The organism is Porcincola intestinalis (genome assembly GCF_009696445.1).
Lineage (GTDB): Bacteria > Bacillota > Clostridia > Lachnospirales > Lachnospiraceae > Porcincola > Porcincola intestinalis.
This window is the reverse complement of record NZ_VULZ01000012.1, coordinates 59,759-81,221: the sequence shown is the minus strand read 5'-3', so window position 1 is coordinate 81,221 and position 21,463 is coordinate 59,759. Positions and strand designations below refer to the sequence as shown.

The 21,463-nt window shown below is 52.4% G+C and carries 18 protein-coding genes and 1 tRNA gene; 2 read left to right on the top strand and 17 right to left on the bottom strand.

Going from position 1 to position 21,463, the window contains the following annotated elements; genetic code table 11:
- Positions 1-2: 2 nt before the first annotated feature.
- The 8 genes from FYJ35_RS10970 to FYJ35_RS10935 form a co-directional block, all read right to left on the bottom strand.
- Positions 3-1,577 (bottom strand): MBOAT family O-acyltransferase, encoded by a 1,575-nt coding sequence (locus FYJ35_RS10970; RefSeq protein WP_154526479.1) that lies wholly within the window; start codon positions 1,575-1,577, stop codon positions 3-5.
- A gap of 10 nt (positions 1,578-1,587) precedes the next feature.
- Complete coding sequence (locus FYJ35_RS10965) at positions 1,588-1,821, bottom strand: acyl carrier protein (protein ID WP_154526477.1); 234 nt, start codon at positions 1,819-1,821, stop codon at positions 1,588-1,590.
- Complete coding sequence (locus tag FYJ35_RS10960; RefSeq protein WP_154526475.1) at positions 1,818-2,945, bottom strand: GDSL-type esterase/lipase family protein; 1,128 nt, start codon at positions 2,943-2,945, stop codon at positions 1,818-1,820. The genes FYJ35_RS10965 and FYJ35_RS10960 overlap by 4 nt, the downstream gene beginning before the upstream one ends.
- 130 nt (positions 2,946-3,075) lie before the next feature.
- Positions 3,076-3,459 (bottom strand): DUF6709 family protein, encoded by a 384-nt coding sequence (locus FYJ35_RS10955; RefSeq protein ID WP_154526473.1) that lies wholly within the window; start codon positions 3,457-3,459, stop codon positions 3,076-3,078.
- A 41-nt stretch (positions 3,460-3,500) separates the two neighbouring features.
- Entirely contained in the window at positions 3,501-4,988 is a 1,488-nt protein-coding gene (locus FYJ35_RS10950; RefSeq protein WP_154526471.1) for a DUF6056 family protein, read from the bottom strand.
- A gap of 305 nt (positions 4,989-5,293) precedes the next feature.
- Positions 5,294-5,366, bottom strand: a tRNA-Thr gene (locus FYJ35_RS10945).
- Positions 5,367-5,621: 255 nt separating this feature from the next.
- Positions 5,622-8,504 (bottom strand): molybdopterin-dependent oxidoreductase Mo/Fe-S-binding subunit, encoded by a 2,883-nt coding sequence (locus FYJ35_RS10940; protein ID WP_154526469.1) that lies wholly within the window; start codon positions 8,502-8,504, stop codon positions 5,622-5,624.
- On the bottom strand, positions 8,501-9,436 hold the full coding sequence (locus tag FYJ35_RS10935; RefSeq protein WP_205839815.1) for an FAD binding domain-containing protein: 936 nt from the start codon (positions 9,434-9,436) through the stop codon (positions 8,501-8,503). Before FYJ35_RS10935 ends, FYJ35_RS10940 begins: the two co-directional genes overlap by 4 nt.
- 494 nt (positions 9,437-9,930) lie before the next feature.
- Between FYJ35_RS10935 and FYJ35_RS10930 the strand changes: the two genes are divergently transcribed.
- The gene (locus FYJ35_RS10930) at positions 9,931-10,563 is read left to right on the top strand and encodes a gamma-glutamyl-gamma-aminobutyrate hydrolase family protein (protein WP_205839814.1); all 633 of its coding nucleotides are present in this window, start codon (positions 9,931-9,933) and stop codon (positions 10,561-10,563) included.
- Positions 10,564-10,597: 34 nt separating this feature from the next.
- Positions 10,598-11,746 carry an ATP-grasp domain-containing protein gene (locus FYJ35_RS10925; protein WP_154526463.1) on the top strand — a complete coding sequence of 383 codons (1,149 nt, stop codon included), beginning with the start codon at positions 10,598-10,600 and terminating at the stop codon, positions 11,744-11,746.
- Positions 11,747-11,765: 19 nt separating this feature from the next.
- Here FYJ35_RS10925 and FYJ35_RS10920 read toward each other — a convergent pair whose 3' ends face one another.
- The 9 genes from FYJ35_RS10920 to FYJ35_RS10880 all read right to left on the bottom strand — a co-directional run bounded on the left by FYJ35_RS10920 (position 11,766) and on the right by FYJ35_RS10880 (position 21,459).
- Positions 11,766-12,758 carry a glycosyltransferase family 2 protein gene (locus FYJ35_RS10920; protein ID WP_154526461.1) on the bottom strand — a complete coding sequence of 331 codons (993 nt, stop codon included), beginning with the start codon at positions 12,756-12,758 and terminating at the stop codon, positions 11,766-11,768.
- An 8-nt stretch (positions 12,759-12,766) separates the two neighbouring features.
- The gene (locus FYJ35_RS10915) at positions 12,767-13,996 is read right to left on the bottom strand and encodes an ATP-grasp domain-containing protein (protein WP_154526459.1); all 1,230 of its coding nucleotides are present in this window, start codon (positions 13,994-13,996) and stop codon (positions 12,767-12,769) included.
- A 168-nt stretch (positions 13,997-14,164) separates the two neighbouring features.
- Complete coding sequence (locus FYJ35_RS10910) at positions 14,165-14,890, bottom strand: ABC transporter ATP-binding protein (protein ID WP_154526457.1); 726 nt, start codon at positions 14,888-14,890, stop codon at positions 14,165-14,167.
- Positions 14,890-15,660 (bottom strand): ABC transporter ATP-binding protein, encoded by a 771-nt coding sequence (locus FYJ35_RS10905; RefSeq protein ID WP_154526455.1) that lies wholly within the window; start codon positions 15,658-15,660, stop codon positions 14,890-14,892. The genes FYJ35_RS10910 and FYJ35_RS10905 overlap by 1 nt, the downstream gene beginning before the upstream one ends.
- A 6-nt stretch (positions 15,661-15,666) precedes the next feature.
- Positions 15,667-16,752, bottom strand: a complete 1,086-nt coding sequence (locus FYJ35_RS10900) for a branched-chain amino acid ABC transporter permease (protein ID WP_154526453.1) — start codon at positions 16,750-16,752, stop codon at positions 15,667-15,669.
- A 9-nt stretch (positions 16,753-16,761) separates the two neighbouring features.
- Complete coding sequence (locus FYJ35_RS10895; protein ID WP_154526451.1) at positions 16,762-17,643, bottom strand: branched-chain amino acid ABC transporter permease; 882 nt, start codon at positions 17,641-17,643, stop codon at positions 16,762-16,764.
- A gap of 89 nt (positions 17,644-17,732) precedes the next feature.
- A complete protein-coding gene (locus FYJ35_RS10890) occupies positions 17,733-18,920 on the bottom strand; it encodes an ABC transporter substrate-binding protein (RefSeq protein WP_154526449.1) in 1,188 nt (395 codons plus the stop codon).
- A 257-nt stretch (positions 18,921-19,177) separates the two neighbouring features.
- Positions 19,178-20,287 (bottom strand): M50 family metallopeptidase, encoded by a 1,110-nt coding sequence (locus tag FYJ35_RS10885; RefSeq protein ID WP_154526447.1) that lies wholly within the window; start codon positions 20,285-20,287, stop codon positions 19,178-19,180.
- Positions 20,288-20,307: 20 nt separating this feature from the next.
- On the bottom strand, positions 20,308-21,459 hold the full coding sequence (locus tag FYJ35_RS10880) for a 1-deoxy-D-xylulose-5-phosphate reductoisomerase (protein WP_154526445.1): 1,152 nt from the start codon (positions 21,457-21,459) through the stop codon (positions 20,308-20,310).
- Positions 21,460-21,463: the final 4 nt, after the last annotated feature.

Here is a 21,463-nt window from a genome sequence, read left to right as displayed (position 1 = left end):
GCTTAAAAGCCCATATAAATAAAGGACGCTGCATTGTATCCCGGGCCATACTTTCCACACAGAATGACAAAGAAAAAGAGGAAAAGATAGATGCTCCACCGGAAAACAAGATTCCTTCCGGCCAGATGCGCCCTGATCTGCCATCCCCGCTCCTTCATTACCGAAGTCAGGAATAGAAGAAAAAGCCCTGCAAAACCGATCAAAAACTCTATTTTCCCCAGCCCATAAGTAAAGACTGTATGCCGGAACACACCAAGACCAGGACTCGTCAGCATTTTTTTCAAAATCACCGCAGCTGCCCCAAGGGAAGGCGCCTTCACAAACGTTCTCGGAATAATCCCACACAGGAGGAATGTTCTGAGGATCCGGAAAACATGGAACTCAGGGGAATCTGGATCAAAGTGAAGCACCTTCAGCATCCTCGGATACACTGGCTTCAGAATGACACTCAGAATGATGATCCCGCCCTGCCAGGCTCCCCAGAGCATGTAATTCCAGCCCGTCCCATGCCAGAGCCCCGTTGCAATCCAGACGAGAATCAATGCGCAGACCGTCGTCGTATTCTGTCCTGCAACAGCGCCAAATTTTTTCCGCATGGCTCTCGAAAACTTCTTCACGAATCCGGAGATCGATACAGGCATATACAGATAATCGCGGAACCAGGCGCCGAGTGTAATATGCCATCTTCTCCAGAAATCATCAACGCTCGTTGCAAAGTAGGGTTGCCGGAAATTCTGTTCAATCTCAATTCCGAAGATCTGCGACATTCCTCTGGCAATGTCAACACAGCCAGAAAAATCTGTATACAACTGCACCGCATACAGGAACATCGTAAAAAGCAGCAGACTGCCTGACGCATTCTGATAATTTGCCAGAACATTCGTCACAAACGGGCCGAACCGGTCCGCAATCACGAGCTTCTGAAAGACTCCCCATAAGGCGAGCTGTACGCCAAAGCACACTCTCCTGTAATCAAAGTAGTGAAGCTCTCTGAACTGAAAGCCCAGCCTGTCATACCGGGCAATCGGTCCCTGAAGAATATGCGGAAAATAGCAGACATACAGAAGATAGCGGAAGAAGTTCTTCTCAGCCGGATATCTCTTCCAATATACATCCAGGACATACCCGATCGTGGAAAATGTATAATAGGAAATTCCAAGCGGGATAATGACTGTCAGTGCAGGGCTTCCACCCGAAGCAGCAGAGAAGAACAGCGCCGCCACTTTCCGGGCAAATTTTGTATATATGAGATATGCAAGAACCACCGCGACAACGATCCACATGACTTTTCTAGCCGAACGCTTCTCTTTCCTGCGGATCGCCTTTTTCTCGTCTTTTCTTTCTTCAGAAGCCAGTGCAAGCGCTGCTCTTTCATGAATGCCAGAGATCATCCGTGCACCGACGTAAGTAATGGCTGCCGTGCCCATCATAAAAGGCAGGTATGACAGGCCTGCCTTTGCATAAAATATAAGACTCGCTGCCAGAAGAACAACCCATCGTGCCTTCGCCGGTACAATAAAGTAAACAACCGCGACAGCTGTCAAAAATACCAGAAAATAAAACGATATGAAAGTCATCTCAGCTCTCTCACTGCTCGTCCTGAAGTCTTTCAACCAGTTCTGTCATCGCATCGACCGAGTTGAAATTTTCCGGTACAATATCGTCCATATCGATTTCAATGTTGAACTCGCTTTCCAGCTCCGAGATGAGCGCAGTCAGCGTCAGGGAATCGATTACCTTGTCGTCGATCAGCTTTGTCTCGGACACATAGTCAACAGAATCATCCATGCTCTTCAGAATATTCAGTATCCTGTCTTTCATCTTTTTTCTCCTCCATTCAATACCTTTTTCACTAGTTTCGAAACAACACTGTTATAGACCTGATAACCCTTGCTGCTTGGGTGAAGCCTGTCGGATGCAAAATAAGATGCCTTCGGTTTTCCATTTTTATCCAGGAACTTCGACGCAAGATCAATGTAAAACACATTATCCGTCTCACTGCAGTACTTTTTGATCAGTCTGTTGGCTGTTTTTTCCTGCGGCCAGGCTTTCTTCCGGCTTGGCGTAACCGGGATGGACATGTAAAAAACCGGAACATGATCTCCCAGATCCCGTCTGATAGAAGCAATCAGATTCTGAACCCTCTCAGCACATGTTTCCCCACGAATCCTTCCGGTACTGCCAATATCATTGCTGCCAACAAGAAGAATCACCGCATCAGGATGATAGGGTATGATCAGCTTCTTGTATAAGGTCATCCATTCCTGTGCCGTTGTGCCCCCAATCGCGTTGTTCACTACATTAAAGCCCGAAAACGCCTGGGAAACGGACCGCCACCGATCTGCGGAAGAACTCCCGGCAAGCAGGATTGTTTTCTTCCTTCTGGAAGAAGACACCTGGTTTCTCTGACTTCCGGCATTCTTGATGTTCTTCGCAGAAATGATCCTGGATTTCACACTGGCATCCAGAGCCCCCCTGGAAGGAATCACATAAACCACCATATGACAGGTCTTTTTCTTCCAGGTAGCCGTGATCACGGTATAACCGCGCTTATAGGTGGACAGCACGCCCTTTTTACTGACACGCGCCACCTTCGGCTTGGATGACTTAAAAGTCACGCCTGCTGCCTCTTTGTTTATTGTCAGTTGAACGGACCTGTTGCGGACTACCTGGCAAAAAGGCGACGCAAAGTAGATCGTCTTTCCCTTTTCCTTCGTGTATTTTCTGACCAGCCTCTTCACCTTGGATGGGATCTTCACGTTTTCTGCCATCACGATTCCCATATCCGTGTTAACATCCGTATCCTGAGCAGCCGGGAATTCTGCCTGCGATTGCTGCAGACTCGGCCATGTGGGATCATCCGCCGCCATAGCTGGAAATGTACCTGACACTGCCATGAGTCCCACGATCAGAAAACAGACCATTCTGTTTATGAATGAACGCATGAAGCTCCCTCCGAAAAATCAGACAAGCGCAGCAAATACCAAACATTATAATAGGCGATTGACTTTCTTAAATCAACCGTAATTTTTCTTAATTATCCTGTAACATTTCAAATCGTTTATCCAGATGTCATTAATACTTCTCTCTTGTCTCATTCCGATAGCGCTCCGGGATCTCTGTATCCAGGTCGGGAATCCTGGACTTGATTGCCGCGATCAATTCGTCAGCCTCCTTTTCCCGGTTCGGAATGAGCTTCAGGATTCCGTCATTTCCATATGCGATAACGACGCCCCGTGAAGGATAGGTTCCTGCGCAGCTGCATCCTCCCTTGATCTGAAAATCGTGCGGATACGCCTTTATGATGGATGAAAATGGAAGATATTTTATTGAAAACAAGCCGTTTGTCTGAAACAGCGCCTTTTCTCCAATCCTCCACTTTTCAATTTTCTGTGCACGTTCAAAATCTGCCTCCAGCTCATGAGCCGGAAGCTCCTTTTCAATAGCAGTATACTTCATCAGTGTGAAACCTCCGTTGGTTCAGCAATTGATCCGTCTTTTTAGTCACTTTCATCTGGCAGAATCTCCAGATCCTCCGGCAGACCGTAAAAACTCTTATATCCTCTCACGTTCTTTTTTTCGACTGCGCTGATGTCATGAACATATTCCTCATACTCGAGCGGGTGCAGAACCACTGTTTTTGTGCCTTCTTCTGCCTGCTGCCGGATCTGTTCCAGCCGCTGCCGGTCCGCCCGATCGATCTGCCGGTAGATACAGGTATCATACAGGCAAAGTCCAGCCGCTGCCAGCCCCAGGATCATCCCGGCTGTCCTGCTTCTCCACACTCTTCTGCTCTTATCCGGAAGTGTTTCCACCAGCATGCAGCTGATCAGCACCAGAAATACGTACGCTCCAAAAAAGACTCTCGGGGTGATCGGTTTGACCACTATAAACGGCCCGTCCACCAGACAAATACTCAGGATCAGGAACAGGATTCTTCCAAAGTTTTCACGCACCCTCAGCAGTATTATGGAGGTAATGAGGAGCGCTGCGACCGAAAGAATGCACAGGCCTGTTCCGACGAGTGACCACAGGCCCTTCGCAGGCATACGGCCTGATCGAAGTCCTACAGCCGCGGAGAACAGAGCCATGATTCCTTCCGTTCCGGCACAGCATACCGCCGCCAGCCGTTTTCCCCGGCCAAGCTCATTCCTTTTCCCGAATGCAAAAAGCAGAAATAGAACAAAGAGCAACACGTGCAAGAACGTCCAGGAACAATAGCCGAACACGCAGATTCGCCCAATCCCCTTGAACATCGTCTTCACCAGATTGTCTCCGTCTACCTGACGGTACCAGTCTGTCCCATCCGCCACCTGCCGATAAGCGCTGTTTGAAAACATCCACGCCGCTCCTGCCAGACAGCCCAGCAGATATCCCAGGGGCTGCAGACAGACGATTCGTTTCCCTCTTTTCCCAAACTTCCGATATGAATATACAGCCGTCACAGCGGCCAGTACTACGTTGTAGATGGTAAAGTGTTCCACGATCAGGGTGTTCGCCAGCCCCAGAAGTGCCAGCAAAGCTACCTGCACCACGCATTTTTTCGGCTCTTTCTGCTTCAAAAACCGGAGGAACCAGGCCATATAGATCATCGTAAAGGTTACGCTGGTCACATAATTGGCATAGCCGGAGACCCAGCCGACCGTCTGGCTGAACATCGGAAGCGGCGAAAGGAACAGGGCCGCCGCCGTCAGCAGATCCGCATATTCATACCCGGAGATCTCCCGGACCAGAAAGCACAGCAGCGTCAGCACTGCGCCCATGAAAACGGTTTTCAGAATCTCGGACCTGGTCAATGTCATAATAATCAGGTAGCCCAGATATCGTCCCCCGTATCCATCAAAAAAATTTTTCAAACGCGACACTCCCATCGCGCTCCCCCACCGAAGATCATCATCGGTATACGGAATAAAACGGCACATCACGCAAAACAGGACCAGCATGCAGCCCATGCGGATCGCTATCGCTCTTTTCTGTCTATTCTGCAAATCGATTCCTCCTTACCTCAGCCGGTGCCGATCGTCCCCGATGCAGCAGTTGTCTCCCAGGTAAGAATCCTAACAAAAAGTTAGATTCGGTTTTTGAAAAAATATAGAAAAATCGCACTCAATGGTATGGGTTGTATAAATATAATCATATAATCATGATACGCATTTTTATACAATTATGAACAAAATGTGTCTATAATTTTTTTGGCAAAATGTGTGGTAAAATTATTTTCAGGGTGTTTTACAGAAACCAGAAAAGGCTGCATGTGCAACATAAACACTTGCACATGCAGCCTCTCACTTTAAGCCGGAACCCGGGCTTGAACCGGGGACCTACGCATTACGAATGCGTCGCTCTACCAACTGAGCTAATCCGGCTTAGTATAAACGCCGCCTCGGAACAGAGTCCGTCACGAATTGTTCTCACTCCTCAGCAACGTTGCCATTATATCGGCTCTCCCCAAAATTTGCAAGTACTTTTTTGTTATGTTTTACGACCATGTTTTACGATGTACGTTTTGCGTTTTTCAATGATTTGCGAGGCCACGGTTCTGCAAACCATGCCATACTTCCCGCTGCACAGGGAGGCTTCCCGCTGCACAGGAAGCCTCTTTCACAGGGTTCTGGTTTGTTTCAGATTTTTCCAAGTTTTCTGAGAATCTTCTCCGGCGTCATCGGCCAGCTGTCCATCCAGACGCCGCAGGCGTCATGGATTGCAATCCCGATGGCCGGCGCCGCGCCGTTGCAGGCAATCTCGGATATGGATTTGGCGCCGAACGGCCCGTATTCATCATTTACATCGATCAGCACTGCCTTGAAATCATCCGGCTGCTCCCAGACCATCGGTACGCCGTAATCCGTCATATTGGCATTCAGACAGACGCCGTTCTTGTCAAGAATCATCCCCTCATAGAGAGTATGACCGATTGACTTGAGCGCTGCACCGTACATCTGGCAGAGCGCCAGCTCCGGATTGATCGGTGTTCCGGCATCCTGAAGTGCGTAGAACTTCCGGACTTTGATCTCCCCGGTACGGACGTTGACAGCCACCTCTGCAAAGTGAGCGCCGTACGGCACGGAGGATGCCGTTGTCACATACGAACCATGCGCGACAACCATCCCTCTGCCGCTTCCGCTGCAGGCCGTGTGGGAGAGCTCCCCATAGCTGAGTACTGCACCGGTCTTCCTCGAGAACACCTCGCCCGGCATCCGGAGATCAAGGTCGGTCTCCTCCTCCCCGAGCTGAAGCGCTGCCTCTTTCAACACCCCCTCCTTCAGCTTCTTTGCCGCATCCAGTGCCGCATTTCCGCTGAAGAACGTACCGGAGGACGCATAGGAACCGGTGTCAAATGCGGCTGCGTCGGTGTCCCCTGACAGAACCGTCACATGCTCCATCGGCATGCACATAACCTCGCTGACAATCTTGGCGCAGACAGTGTCCAGCCCTGTCCCGATGTCGGCACACCCACTGTTAAGAATCACTGTCCCGTCTGTCTCCATCTTGGCAATCGCCTCGGCATGATCCAGCCCCGGCAGACCGCTGCCCTGCATGATCATGGCAAAGCCTTTTCCAATCCTGACATCCGGATCGTCAGACTGCTCCCTGACGCCCCAGCGGATCATATCGCAGCCTTTTAAAATTGCCTCCCTGAGGCCGCAGGAGCCGACCGGAACCACATTGCCCTCCCGGCCTTCACCAAGTCCTTTCAGGATATCCAGCCGGTATCCTGTCTCGACATGGTTCTTCAGGACCATTTCTTTGTAGTCGCAGCCGAGCTTGTCTGCAAGCTCCGCCATTGCCATCATCAGCGCATAGTTGCCCTTCGGCGTCCCATATCCCTGATAGGCGCCGGCCGGCGGCGTGTTGGTGTAGTAAACCTTCAGGTCGTATGCCATATTCGGACACTTGAACAGCGGCAGCGTCTTGGAGCAGCTGTTCATCGGGACGGTCAGGCAATGGTTTCCGTATGGACCGGTGTTGGCGCGCACTTCCATGAAGATGCCGGTGATCCGCCCGTCCTTCATACCGGCCATCTTCACACGCATCCGCATCGGATGACGGGTCGAGCAGGCAATGAATTCCTCTTCCCTGGTATTTCTGCAGTAAACCGGCCGTCCCGTCACGTAGGCCGCATATGCAGTCAGATCCTCGACCAGGATATCCTGCTTCGAGCCATAGCCGCCGCCGACTCTGGTCTTGACAACATGAATCCGGTTCTCGGGCAGCCCCGTGACCCAGCCCACAATCCTGCGCACGTGATACGGCACCTGGGTGGACGCATAGACGGTCAGACGGCCGCCCTCCATTCTTGCGAAGCAGACATGCGGCTCCAGCGGTGTATGCTGGATCTGGCTGGTCTGGTAGGTTCGCTCTACAACAGCGTCCGCCTCTGCGAACGCTTTCTCCACATCCCCGATACCGCCCCTGTTGGACGCTGCAATGTTGTGATGAATATCTGCGCCGAGTGGGAACTGATAGACCACCTTGCCTTCCCGTGGATCCTTCGATGCCTGATCGTTGTAGGAATCCAGATCCGCCGGTGCACCGGCACGGTATTCCACCGGACCATTGTGTACGGCCGGTGCGCCTTCCGCCATGGCTTCCTCGACAGTCAGCACCGGTTTCAGCACTTCATACTCGACATGAATCAGATTCTTCGCCTGCTCGGCGGCTTCCTTTGTCTCCGCGACAATCCCCGCGACCCGGTCTCCGACATGGCGGACCTTCCAGTTAAACAGCCTCCTGTCATGTGGAGACGGCTCCGGATTCCCCTGCCCCGCCTGCATATAGTAGATGTCCGGACAATTGGCCGCCGTGATGATCTTCACGACACCCGGAACCTTTTCCGCCTCAGCTGTGTCAATCGATTTGATGTAGGCGCTGGCATAGGGAGACCGCAGGACAACCAGGACACAGGCGTCAGGTGAAACATAGTCCTCGACATACGCCCGCTGACCGCTGACGAGTGCCGGACCGTCCACCTTGCCGTCCGGCGTCCCGATCTCTCTGAGCTGCTCGCGGAAGATCGGCGCAGTTTTGGTCTCATAGTGGCCAAGCTTTCTTCTCTCCCGTACCAGCTGAACTGCAAGGAAGTAATGCTCATATGATGCATCCCGGATAAAAATCCCTGAAAGCGCATCCTCGATCTCTTCCTTTGTCGGATCCGGGTTGTTCTCCAGCAGCCATGTCAAAAGCAAAGCCGCCGCCGGTGCGTTGTAGGCGCTCTGCACAACCCCTGCATCGATCATTGCCTGCTGTACATCCGACAGATGGCCGGCGTCACCAAGCCCGTCCGGTGTCAGAATGTCGCAGCCATCAGCCTCCCCTGCAAGATACAGATTCGAATAGACAGGTGTCCCGTCAACCAGAACCGTATCACTTCCGCAGAACCCCTCGGAGTCGTCCGAGTCGCGGACGCAGACATGCCCCGCAGAAACCAGCAGCTCCCGCAGGCTCATCATCGGATCTACATCAAAGGTTCTCGGTACATGGTTGATCACACAGGATATCTTCATGCTTCCGTTTCCCCCTTTCTACCATCCGTCCTTTGGCCGGATGAAATCCTCTCTTTCAGAGATCGGTACAGATTCTCAAGGGTTACCCCCAGCAGATACCGCTTGTAAGCCGTGCTCCCGTACAGATCATCCGGGATGTCCAGCCCTGCCCAGCTGTTTGCAAAGCGCGCAAATGTCTCTGCATTCTCATCCTCTCCAAGGCTGTCAGAGAATTCCTTCGGGAAGAATACCCCGGCATTCTTTAGAGAGACGCCCACTCTGAAACGACCGTCCGCATATCCCATCGCTGCCGTCAGATAAGAGTGGCTCTCTGCTGTGTTTGCATACCGCTTCGAGACAACGCAGATATCTGTTCTGACCATAATCGCCGTGATCAGGTCTTTCTGGTATTCCTCCCGGTGCTGCAGATAGCGCCGGATGCAGATGGCCTCGCGTACCGGCTGATCACCTCTGACCTGTGAAGCCTCTTCCAGATCCGATCCGTTCTTGTCAGGGCATCCGAACCGATCCTGTACTGATTCACCAGAATCCGGTTTTGCCCAGTGCAAAAGCTCCAGCTTCGCATGCGCGGCGATCAGCGTTGCCGCCAGATAAGAGTCATCCCGCATGAGCGCCACATTCCCGCCGATGGTTGCCATGTCCCGCTTTGTTCTGGATGCCATGTACCGGAGAGCTTCCTTTAGATACGCCGGCACCAGGTCCGATCCCAAAGCCTCCTGGAATGTTGTCATGCTCCCGATGCGGACAGCCTCTGGTGTCTCTCCAGAGACTCCCTTCAGCTCCGGGATGTTTTTCAGCATGATCAGCCGGTCTGCGCTTCGCTCTGTTCCGGAGCGCAGAAGCTCTGTGCCACCGGCCAGATATGCGGATGAGGCATCCCTCATGATGACCGCCTCAGAAGCTGAAGCAGCTGCGCACAGTTCTCTGCTCATGTACATTTCCTCCTCTCAGGAATAAAAGTTCTGAAGCCATCATAACACAAGATGAGACGGACTTGAAGGGGACTTGTTTAATCAATATTCCAATACATAACTTCCGTCATTTTCAGCCATGGAAATATCCGGAAAACAGTAGTAGAATCTTTGATGTTTGAAATTCATAGAAAGATATGAGTGTCAAAAGTACCTTTTGCCACTCATTTATGATTACGCGTGGTTTCGTTGCTCCGCAACTCCCACCACGCTGCCACATGAGGCATTCTCGTGCCGCCTGCGCGCCACTTCATGCCTCATGTGGGGCGTGTCAATAAGTCCTGCCACCACTTGCATGCAAGCATGTGTGGTGGAGGACTTTTGACACACTGTAATCGTAGAAACGGAGTTCAGCTATGTTATCCCACACCATGAAAAGAGCCTGGCACCTGATGATGCTGTTCTGCTTTCTGTTTCTATTATCCTTCCCATTGTTCCCATTGCATGCAAATGCAATGAGTGTTCCCCGAATCTGTGTTGTCGATACACGGCGCAGCAGCGATGCTGCCTCCCTCATGTCGTCCATCAGAAAAAACGGCGGAACCCCTGTACTCGTCACCACGAAAAAGAAGATTCGCGCAGCCTCCTACGACGGGCTTGCGCTTCCTGGTGGCGGCGATGTCAACCCTGCCCTATACCATGAAAAAAACAGAGGATCGAGAAATGTCTCTTCTGCCCGGGACAGTCTTCAGCTTTACGCCATCAGCCAGTTTGTCCGTGCACGAAAACCCATTCTGGGTGTCTGCCGGGGACTTCAGCTTCTCAATGTCTACTTCGGAGGGACCCTGTACCAAAACATCGGAAGGAGTCACCGGATGAAACAGATGAAGGTTTCTGTGACCCCCGCCAGCGCGCTGTACCACACGCTCGGTCCCACTGCCACACTGCTCCATGCGCACCATCAGTCTATCAAACGGCTCGGCAATGGTTTGATCGCCACACAGTACTCGACTGACAAAAAGAGATGCATCGAGGCCATCCAGCACGAAACCCTTCCAATCTATGCATTTCAGTATCATCCGGAGCATGGCAGCAGAAAAAATGCTGGAAAAAAGATCATCCGATGGTTTATCGTTCAGTGCAGATAACCGAAAAATCTGCCATCAGTAGAGGATAATAACTATGAAAAAACTTGCGATTATCGGAGCTTCCTACCTTCAGGAGCCTCTGATCAAAAAGGCCAGGGAGCTTGGTTGTCAGACCCATGTGTTTGCATGGAAGACCGGTGACATCGGCGAACGGACAGCTGATTTCTTCTATCCGCTTTCAATCGTCGAAAAAGAGAAGATTCTGGAGAAATGCAGAGAGATCGGGATCGATGGCATCTGTACGATTGCATCCGACCTTGCAGTCGTTACTGTAAACTATGTTGCGGAAAAAATGGGGCTTCCGGGTAACTCCATGGAATCAACAGAACTTTCCACAAACAAGCATCTGATGCGGAAAGCCTTCGATCTGAATGGAGATCCTTCTCCCAGAAGTATCCTCGTCTCGTCCATATCCGACCTGGAGGGCATAAAGCTCTGCTATCCGGTCATCGTCAAGCCAACCGACCGATCCGGGAGCCGAGGAATTACGGAGCTTTTCTCTGAGCAGGGGCTGGAAAGCGCCATCGAAGAAGCAAAAGCGGAGAGTTTTGAAAAAAAGGCACTGGTCGAGGAATTTGTGACAGGACAGGAGTACAGCGTCGAATTTCTGTCCTTTCGCGGAAACCATCACTTTCTTGCAATGACCCAGAAGTATACGACAGGCGCGCCGCACTTCATCGAAACCGGACATCTGGAGCCGGCTTTCGTAGACCCGGAGACAGAAAAACGGGTCATTCAAATTGTCACACATGCACTGGATTCTCTGAAGATTCAGAATGGCGCCTCTCACAGCGAATTGAAGATCAATTCGGATGGAGTAATCCGCCTGATTGAGATCGGCGGAAGAATGGGCGGAGACCTCATCGGAAGTTCGCTTGTCAATATCTCTACAGGGATCGACTTTATTGAACAGGTAATCCGGATTGCACTGGGAGAAGAACCGATTCTTGTGCCTTCCAGGAAGAAGGAAGCTGCCGCTGTCCGCTTCATCTTCAGTCAGAAGGATATTGCGGTATTCGATCGCCTTAGAAATGAACACCCGGAGTACCTCCTGTCATACGAAATTCATCCTGTGACATCGGAAGCTGTGACAGACAGCGCCTCCCGGTTCGGCTACTTCCTGTTCAAGGCCGAAGACAGGGAAGCACTCCTTCCCTATCTCCCTCAGCCCGATGCCCTGTGAGCTCCTTCAACTTGTTTTCTCAGTCGGAAGTCCGGCTTCCCTGGCCGTTTTCCGGTAAAATCTGACGTTCCGTCTTTTGTACGCTGCCTGTGTTCAACTCATCTCTGACGACATAGAGTGGCGAATGGTTTTCTGTCATGATGATCTTTCCGATATAGCTTCCGATAATCCCGAGCATCAGAAACAGGAAGCCGCCCGTAATCAGGATCACAACCATCAGAGATGGCCAGCCGATTTGAAGATCCTGGTTCATCAGCTTCTGAACCAGAATGACAATCGCCCAGACGAAGCCTGTCACTGAAAACAAAGCGCCGAGCCAGGTTGCCAGGTGAAGCGGAATGACAGAGAAGCTCATGAACGTCATGAACAGCTTCATTTCTTTTCTGAATGTGTAGTTGGAGCTTCCGACCTCCCGCGCATAGTGGTCGACCTCCACATCCGCCATTCGTCTGGTTGTCCTGGCAAACAGAAGCTGGATGAAGGCGTCCGTTCCCCGGTACTTTCTCACTTCATCGATGACATATCTTCTGGCTGCCCAGAACGCGCTCATCTCGACCCCCTTGGGACGGTCAGTCAGACGGAACAGCAGCCACTGACTGATCTTTCCGGTCAGATTCTTGAACCACCCAAACTGCCTTTTCCTGTACTTTCCGAAGACGACATCATAACCATCCCCTTCCAGGAGCTTGTCGAGCAGCTGATGGATCTGAGCCGGATGGCTCTGCAGGTCATCATCAATCCCGCAGACCACATCCCCTGTCACATACTGGAACGCACACATCAGCGCGCCATGCTGGCCGAAGTTCTTTGCAAGGTTAATTCCCTTGACATTCGGGTACTTTTCACAGATCCCCTGTATGGTATTGAACGTCCCGTCCCTTGAAAAATCATTGACGAGAACCATCTCCAGCTCCCAGCCGTCTTTGTTGTTGAACTCCTGCATACAAAGATCCACAAGCTTTCCGATTGTATGCTCGGAATTATAGCATGGGACAACGATCGATAGCTTCATAATTATCCTTACTCCCTATACTCAAGATGAATCTGGCTCAGCACTTCTCTTTCCAGCTTTCTGCAGGCTTCGATACTTTCCCCTCTCACAATCAGCTGGCCGATCCTGTCCCTTCCGTTTGTGACCTTCTGCACATGGCTTCCTTCTGAGATGTTAAAGGAAAGATCCACGACACCATCCGGCAGCTCGCCGGGTGCCGGCACATCGATGCGGCTCACTATCCCCTCCCTGTCCGCAAACAGCAGCCTGCTCACATTCGGGGTGCGCTGTTTTGCAGGAGTCTGGAACATCTCCGAGACATCAATCCCCATCGCAGCCTTCACGATCGCCTCATAATAATCAATCCCGTAATAGATGCCGACTGTGTCCGTGATACAGGTGGCGCCGGCCCGTGCTGTGGCTTCAATCACATAGACTTTCCCATCCTTATACATGCAGTCCAGATCCATCGCACAGTTGTCGAAATGAAGCGCTTCTGCAACTGCTCTCACGAGATCCTCGATCTTCCCCCGGATCGATTCTCCCTGCGCCCAGGGGACATAATGCCCGATCGGGAACGGCGGATTGCCATCCAGAAGATCATTGCCGAGCGGCAGAACATAAGCCAGCTTTCCGTTCGACATCATGGCCTCCACGCCGAACATCGTTCCCTCCAGGAACTCCTCCAGAATGCAGAAATTCTCCTTTGTCGCCGCCATCGCATATTCATATGCCAGAGTCGCCTCTGCTTCGTTGTCCGCCCTCCGGATTCCGCGGCTCCCCATCTGGTCTGCTGCCTTCAGGATCACCGGATACTGCATGCCTGAGAGTGCCTTTTTCAATTCATCCTGAGAATGTACAAAGCAAAACGCCGCCGTCGGAACACCATGCTCCCGGTATGCCTGCTTCTCGACCGCCTTGTTTCTGGCCGCCTTTGCGGCAAATATTCCCGGGCCCGAAAGATGCAGGCGCTCATTCACAACTCCCATCGCCTCAACCCCGAGATCCATACAGCAGGTTGTCACACCGTCGACCCGTTTTTCCTCTGCAGCTCTCAGCACTTCCTCCGGATTTGTGATATCGGCGTACACTACGTCATCCGCATAATCAAACCCCTGGTAAGGTCCTTTGATCGAGACCGCCGTCACATGCAGGCCAAGCCTTCTGGCTGCCTTCATCAGGGGAATCTGGGAGTAACTGGCCCCCAGTACCATCATTTTTTTCTGGCTCTTCATCATGATCCAAGTTGCTCCGTTCATTCTATCGCTCTTCTTGCATGCCTGTGAAACAGTATAATACCAGGAGCTCACCTCCGCAACAAAAGTGCCTGATACAGACAAGTGCTGGTGCAACTGCTGGCACAAGTGCTGACACAAAAACGCCAGGCATACCGCCTGGCGCTTACATATAAAATCTGTACGAACTGTTTATTTTGCCCCGCCCAGATAAGCGTTCTTCACCGCTGGGTCATTCGCAAGGTCAGAAGCCTTCCCTTCCATCGTGACGTTTCCGGTTTCAAGGACATACCCTCTGTCGGCAATGTTCAGTGCCATCTTGGCGTTCTGCTCAACCAGAAGGACCGTGACGCCCTGATCCTTGTTGATCGTCTCAATAATCCGGAAAATTTCCTTTACCAAAAGCGGCGACAGCCCCATGGAAGGCTCATCGAGCAGGAGCATCTTCGGCTTTCCCATCAGTGCGCGGGCGATTGCCAGCATCTGCTGCTCGCCGCCGGACAGAGTTCCAGCGGGCTGGTTCTTCCGTTCCTTCAACCTTGGGAACAAGCCGTAGACCATGTCAAAGTCCTTTGCGATGGCATCCTTCCCATCTTTTCTTGAATACGCCCCCATCTCCAGGTTTTCCGACACACTCAACCCGGAGAAGACACGCCGGCCCTCAGGGCACTGCGCAAGTCCCAGAGATACGATCTTGTGTGGCTCCATCTTCGATATTGTTTTTCCGTCATAGACGATCTTCCCAGTCTCCGAGCGCAGAAGCCCGGAGATCGTATGCATCGTCGTCGTCTTGCCGGCTCCATTTGCACCAATCATGGTGACGATCTCACCTTCATCCACATGGAAGGAGACATCCTTGATGGCGTGGATGGACCCATAGTATACGTTGATATCTTCTACCTTCAGCAGTTCATCCATCAGTCTTCGTCATCTCCTCCCAGATAAGCCGCGATCACTTCCGGATCGTTGGATACCGTCTGCGGATCGCCGTGGGCAATCGTCTTGCCATACTCCAGCACCGTGATCTCCTCGCAGATTCCCATGACAAACTTCATATCATGCTCGATCAGGAGGATGGCGATTCCGAAGTCGTCGCGGACCTTTCGGACCGTCTCCATAAGCTCCTGCGTTTCGTTCGGATTCATGCCGGCAGCCGGCTCATCGAGAAGCAGCAGTTTCGGGTCTGAAGCAAGGGCACGACAGATCTCAAGCTTTCTCTGCTGTCCATAAGGAAGCTGAGACGCTGCATAATCCGCCTTGTCTCCGATCCCGAAGACGTCCAGAAGCCTGCGCGCCTTCTCATTCATCTCCGCTTCCTTGTCCCTGTACTTCTTCGTCCGCAGCACGCCGTCGAGCATGCTGTAAGTGACCCGGTTGTGCATGCCGACCTTGACGTTGTCCAAAACAGACATGGCATTGAACAGCCTGATGTTCTGGAACGTTCTTGCAATTCCGGCCTTCGAGATGTATTCAGGTCCCTTTCCGGTTATGTTGACGCCGTCAAAAGTAATGATGCCCTCGGTCGGCGTATACATGCCGGTCAGCATGTTGAAGGCAGTTGTCTTCCCGGCACCATTCGGACCGATCAGCCCGTACAGGTGACCGCTTTCTATGCTCATGTTCAGCCCCTGGACAGCCTGCAGGCCGCCGAAGGAGATTCCGAGATTCTTTACCTCAAGCAGTGCCATTCCCGATCACCCCTTCTTCTTTCCGGCATCTCCCGTCCCCGTACCTGCTTTCCCGGAGCGGAGCTTCAGTGCCAGTCTCTGCCTCCACATCACGAAGGCAGGTGCACGGTTGAAGAGCATCATGACAATTAGTACAATCGAATAGATGAACATCCTGTACTGACTGAAGCCTCTCAGAAGCTCCGGCAGTACCGTCAGCACGACTGCCGCAATGATGGCCCCGGGGATGCTTCCCATCCCGCCGAGGACAACCATGACCAGGATGTTGATGGAAAGGTTGTAGTCGAACTTCTTGGCGACAAGAGACGCAAAATTCAGCGCATAGAGGACACCAGCAAATCCCGCAATCACAGCAGAGGAGACAAACGCCATCAGCTTGTACTTTGTATGATTGATTCCGATTGACCTTGCCGCAATGTCATCGTCCCGGATCGCAGTGATCGCCCGCCCGGCCCTGGAGTTCATCAGATTCAGAACAAAAAGAAGCGTCAGCGCGATCAGCAGAATGCCGACCGAAAAAACAGAAAACTTTTTGATGCCCGTGATACCCATCGCGCCCTTCATCAGCACCTTTCCCGTTGGTTCCATATTCAGGGAAAACTGATCCTTCAGGGAAAAATGAAGCCCGGCGCTGTCTGCTCCAATGTAAAGAGAATTCAGGACATTCTTCAGAATCTCACCGAATGCCAGCGTGACGATGGCCAGATAGTCTCCGGAGAGTCTCAGAACAGGCACGCCGACGATCACGCCGAAAATTCCGGCTGCAAGTCCGCCGATCAGGAAAGCCAGCACGATCGCCACCCCTTCCGGCATCCCCGCCCCGGCTGTGTTGTAGAAAAAGACGCCTGCAAATGCCCCTGCGCTCATGAATGCGGCATGTCCCAGGGAAAGTTCCCCGAGGAAACCGACAACCAGGTTCAGGGAAATTGCCATCATGATATATGCGCAGACCGGGATCAACAGCCCGGCTGCCTTCGATGAAAGACCGCCGGAGAACTTCACAGCCTCGATTGCGCCCCAGAACGCTCCGACCAGGAAGAAGGATGTGAGATATGTTCTGGCTGCCTTGCTTATTTTTTTCTGTTTCGCCATATGTTCACCTCACACTTTCACAGTTGCTTTCTTCCCGAGAAGGCCCGATGGCTTGACAAGAAGGACAACGATCAGAACCAGGAACACAATTGCATCAGACAGCTGCGTTGAAATATATGCTTTGGAAAGGTTCTCGATAATGCCAAGAAGGATTCCGCCGACGAAAGCGCCGGGGATGGATCCGATCCCTCCGAAGACAGCTGCTACGAATGCCTTGATGCCCGGCATTGCACCGGTTGTCGGAACCAGCGTCGGATACGAGGAAAGAAGAAGCGCTCCTGCAATGGCCGCCAGTCCGGATCCGATTGCAAAAGTCAGGGAGATGATGGCATTGACATTGATTCCCATCAGCTGCGCCGCTCCTCTGTCCTCCGAAACCGCCTGCATGGCATGACCTGGCCGGGTATTATTGACAAACCAGATCAGCACAAACATGATCACGAGCGAAGTCACAATCGTCACAATTGTCTCCGCAGAGATCTGCAGACTGCCGCCAAACAGATTCAAGGCCGGAAGACTGACGATGGACGTGAAGGACTTCGGCTCAGACGACCACAGAAGCATCGCTCCATTCTCAAGGAAATAGCTTACGCCGATGGCTGTGATCAGCACAGCCAGAGATGCTGCCCCTCTCAGCGGTCTGTATGCGATCCGTTCAATCGTAATGCCCAGAAGAGTACAGACGACAATCGCAAGAATCATTGAAAGCCAGGGATTCATACCGCCCTGGCAAAACGTGAAGAACACAACATATCCACCGACCATGATGATATCGCCATGGGCGAAGTTCAGCATCTTGGCGATGCCGTACACCATCGTGTATCCCAGGGCGATCAGCGCATACACGCTTCCCAGTGATATGCCTCTGACCAGATAAGATAAAAACTGCATCTCAATCCTCCTGCGGCTCAAACGTCATTCATCAGGCAGGAAGAAGGGGGCTGCATACCGCCAGCCCCCTTTCCTGGAAAGCCAATCGATTACTCTGACTCTGTCTCAGCTTCGGTGGAAGCGCTGACGCTTTCGCCGTCGATCGGCTGATACTCACCATTCTCGATGATCATGCCCTTCGGCTCCTTGCTGACGGCGCCGGAAGCATCCCAGGTCATCCCGGTACCGGTCAGGCCGTCATAGGTGAAGCTCGGATCCGTGATCGTCGCCTTGAGGGCATCGCAGATATCGGAAGCGCTCATATCGGCCGTGATCCCTGCCTTCTCTCCGGCCTTGGCAAGAACCTTGATGACATCATAGGCATCTGCAGCGAACTGGTTCGGTGTATCACCCTTTGAGACTTCCTTGTACTTGGCAACGAAATCCTGCGTAGCCTTGTCAGCGGAGGTTGCGACGAACGGAGTCAGCAGCATGACACCCTCAGCAAGGGAAGTATCAAAGCCCTCGACACCGAGGATTCCGTCAAGCCCATCGCAGCCGAAGAACTTCGGCTTGTAGCCCATGTCGTTTGCAGCCTTCAGAATCTGGCTGGCCGGTGTGTAGTAAATCGGAAGGAAGACAAGATCTGCGCCGGCATCCTTGCAGGCCTGAACCTGCGTGGTCAGGTCCGTAGAGTTATCATCCGTGAAGGCTTCATTCGCGACAACCTGAAGGCCGACCTTTGATGCCTCAGCCTGGAAGTTGGTGTTAATTCCGCTTGAGTACGCATCGGAAGAATTGTAGATCACACCGATCTTTGTTCCGAGCTTCTTGCTGGAGATATAGTCTGCCGAAGCAGTTCCCTGGTTCGGGTCTGTAAAGCAAATCTGGAAGACATTGTCACCTGTATCGATGACATCCTGTGAGGAAGCGGACGGTGTCATCATGAACATGTTGTCATTGACCGCCTCTGCGCCGACAGCCAGGCACGGGTTCGTGGTGACGGTTCCTGCCAGAATCTGCATCCCCCAGTCCTTCAGGCTGTTGTAGGCATTGACAGAGGTCTCGGCATCATGCGTGTCATCCTCGAACTTCCAGTCAAACTGGATGGCTCCTCCTGCCTTATTCACCTCGTCCACAGCAATCTGCTCACCATACATGGCAGCTGTGCCGTAGATGGCAGCCGGCCCGGTCGTAGGCCCGATTCCGCCGACCTTGATCTGATCAGCAGCAGAAGCGCTGACTGCGAAGGAAGCAGCCAGTACGCCGGACATCGCAACACATACAAATTTTTTCATAATCATGTCCTCCTTTATGAGTTGAGCGTATTGTATCACCGCTGTCGCACTGCTTTCAAGGGTACAATGTGCTGTTTTTGAAAAATATTTCGATTTCTTTTAGGTGAGAATGCACAACAATAATTTGTTCCTCCGGATTATTGATCCAATTATTTTTCGTGTTCCTGTTTTTTATAGAAATAATTACACGCTTCCATCACAAATCAGGCCCCATCCGTCAATCCCGCAAGCGGATGAAATTCGATATTTCCCCCGGATTATCGAAAAATTGTCTGAAGATCATGGAACACCAGAAGGAGTGCCAGCCCCATCAGCACCATAAATCCGGCATAATTGACCGCCTGCTCGAACTTTCTGTCAGGCTTCCGCCGGGTCACCGCTTCCACCACCAGAAACAGAAGTCTCCCGCCGTCCAGCGCCGGAAGCGGCAGCAGGTTCATGACACCGAGATTTGCCGACAGCAGGATTGCGACTTGGAGCACATTCAGCCATACATACAGGGCCCCGTCCTCCCTCGATTCCTCCACCGTATCACTGATTGTCTTGACAATCCGGACTGGTCCTGAGACGTCATCTGCGGAAACCTGCCCTCTCAAGAGCATACCGAGGCTGTCGAAGGTGATCCGGATCCAATATCCTGTCTCAAGGAAACTGTAGCGGACCGTTGTCAGACCCCCACCATGAAGTCTGTACTGGGAGGATGTTGAGATTCCAAGCAGGTACCGGCCGTCAGCACTCTCTTCCGGAACGATCTGAGCCGATCTTTCTTCTCCCTCATGTGTCCAGTGGACAGTGACCGGATGACCGGATGAAAACGCCGTGCTGTGCAGCATGGGATAGACCGAAATATCTCTTTGGAGGGAGATCGCAGACCGTCCGATCTTCGTGATCCAGTCCCCTGCCTCGATACCGGCCTGCGCAGCCGGCGATCCATCCTCGACCTCAAGAACGACCGGCGGGTCATATCCTGCCTGCCCGATCAGGAAAAGTGCAAAGAGAAAAGCCAGAAGGAAGTTGAAGATCGGTCCCGCCGCCACAATCAGCATCCGCTGCCAGACCCGTTTGCTCTCAAACGAGTCGCCGGTTCCGTCTCCAGCCTTACCATCGTCCGACCCGCCCTCCTTTTTGTCTTCCTTTTCTTCTTCCTCTGAAAACTCTCCCTTCATCTCGCAGCTTCCTCCAAACGGAAAAAGCTTCAGAGAGTATCTTGTTCCGGACCTGCGTGATACATGTGAAAGGAGGCGGGGTCCCATCCCGAGCGAAAATTCAATGACACGAACCCTGCAGAACCTTGCAAGGAGAAAGTGCCCGAATTCATGGAACAGAATCAGGACACTGAATACAATGATCGCAATGAGGATATTCATCCGGTTCTCTCAATCCTTCCTCAATCCTTGTCCCAGACGGTTCTGATGTGCTCCATCACACTCTTCTGTACATCCAGGATCTCCTGTACCGTCGGGTTCGGGATAACCTTATGCATGCTGCAGCATTCCTCGATCATTTCATAAATCTGAAGGAAAGAAATCCTTCTGTCCAGGAACCGCGCGACAGCTGCCTCATTGGCAGCGTTGAAAACCGTCGGCATCGAGCCGCCCTTCTTCATCGCGTCATATGCAAGCGGAAGCCCTCTGAAGGTTTCCATGTCCGGGCGGGCAAAGCTGACGCTCCCGAGCTTAAAGAGATCCAGACGCTCTGTCCCCATCGACCGCCTGTCAGGATAAAACATTGCATACTGAATCGGAAGGCGCATGTCCGGCATTCCCATCTGAGCAATCACCGCCCCGTCCACAAACTGAACGGCGGAGTGAACGATGCTCTGTCTCTGGATCACGACCTCGACCTGGTCTGCCGTGACGGAGAACAGCCAGCCTGCCTCCATGACCTCGAGCCCCTTGTTCACCAGCGTGGCTGAGTCAACCGTGATCTTTCTCCCCATATTCCAGTTCGGATTCTTCAGGGCGTCCGAAACGGTAACCGTTTCGAGCTTTTCCGGACTGTATCCGTAAAATGGTCCTCCCGAGCAGGTCAGGAGAATCTTCTCGATCCGCCCGGGATTTTCGCCGTTCAGACACTGGAAGATGGCGGAATGCTCCGAGTCGACCGGATACAGATGCACATGGTACTGACGAATCAGCGGCATGATCAGATGGCCGGCGCAGACCAGTGTCTCCTTGTTTGCAAGGGCGATGTCCTTGCCCTCCCGGATTGCCGCGATGGTTGGAACGATCCCGATCATGCCGACGATCGCGCCGAACACAAGGTCTGCCTCCTGAACGGTTGCGGCCTCGATCAGCCCCTCCATCCCGGAGACAACCCGGACGGATGTATCTGCCACTTTCTGTCTGAGCTCACGTGCGTCCGCCTCGTCCCAGACCGCTGCGATGCGCGGCTCAAACTCCCGGATCTGCTCCTCCAGTTTCCGGATGTTTCTTCCCGCTGCAAGCGCCGCCACCTTCACATCGTTCTGGTGTCTGACCACGTCCAGCGTCTGGGTCCCGATGGAGCCCGTACTTCCAAGTATCGATATCGTTTTCATCTCT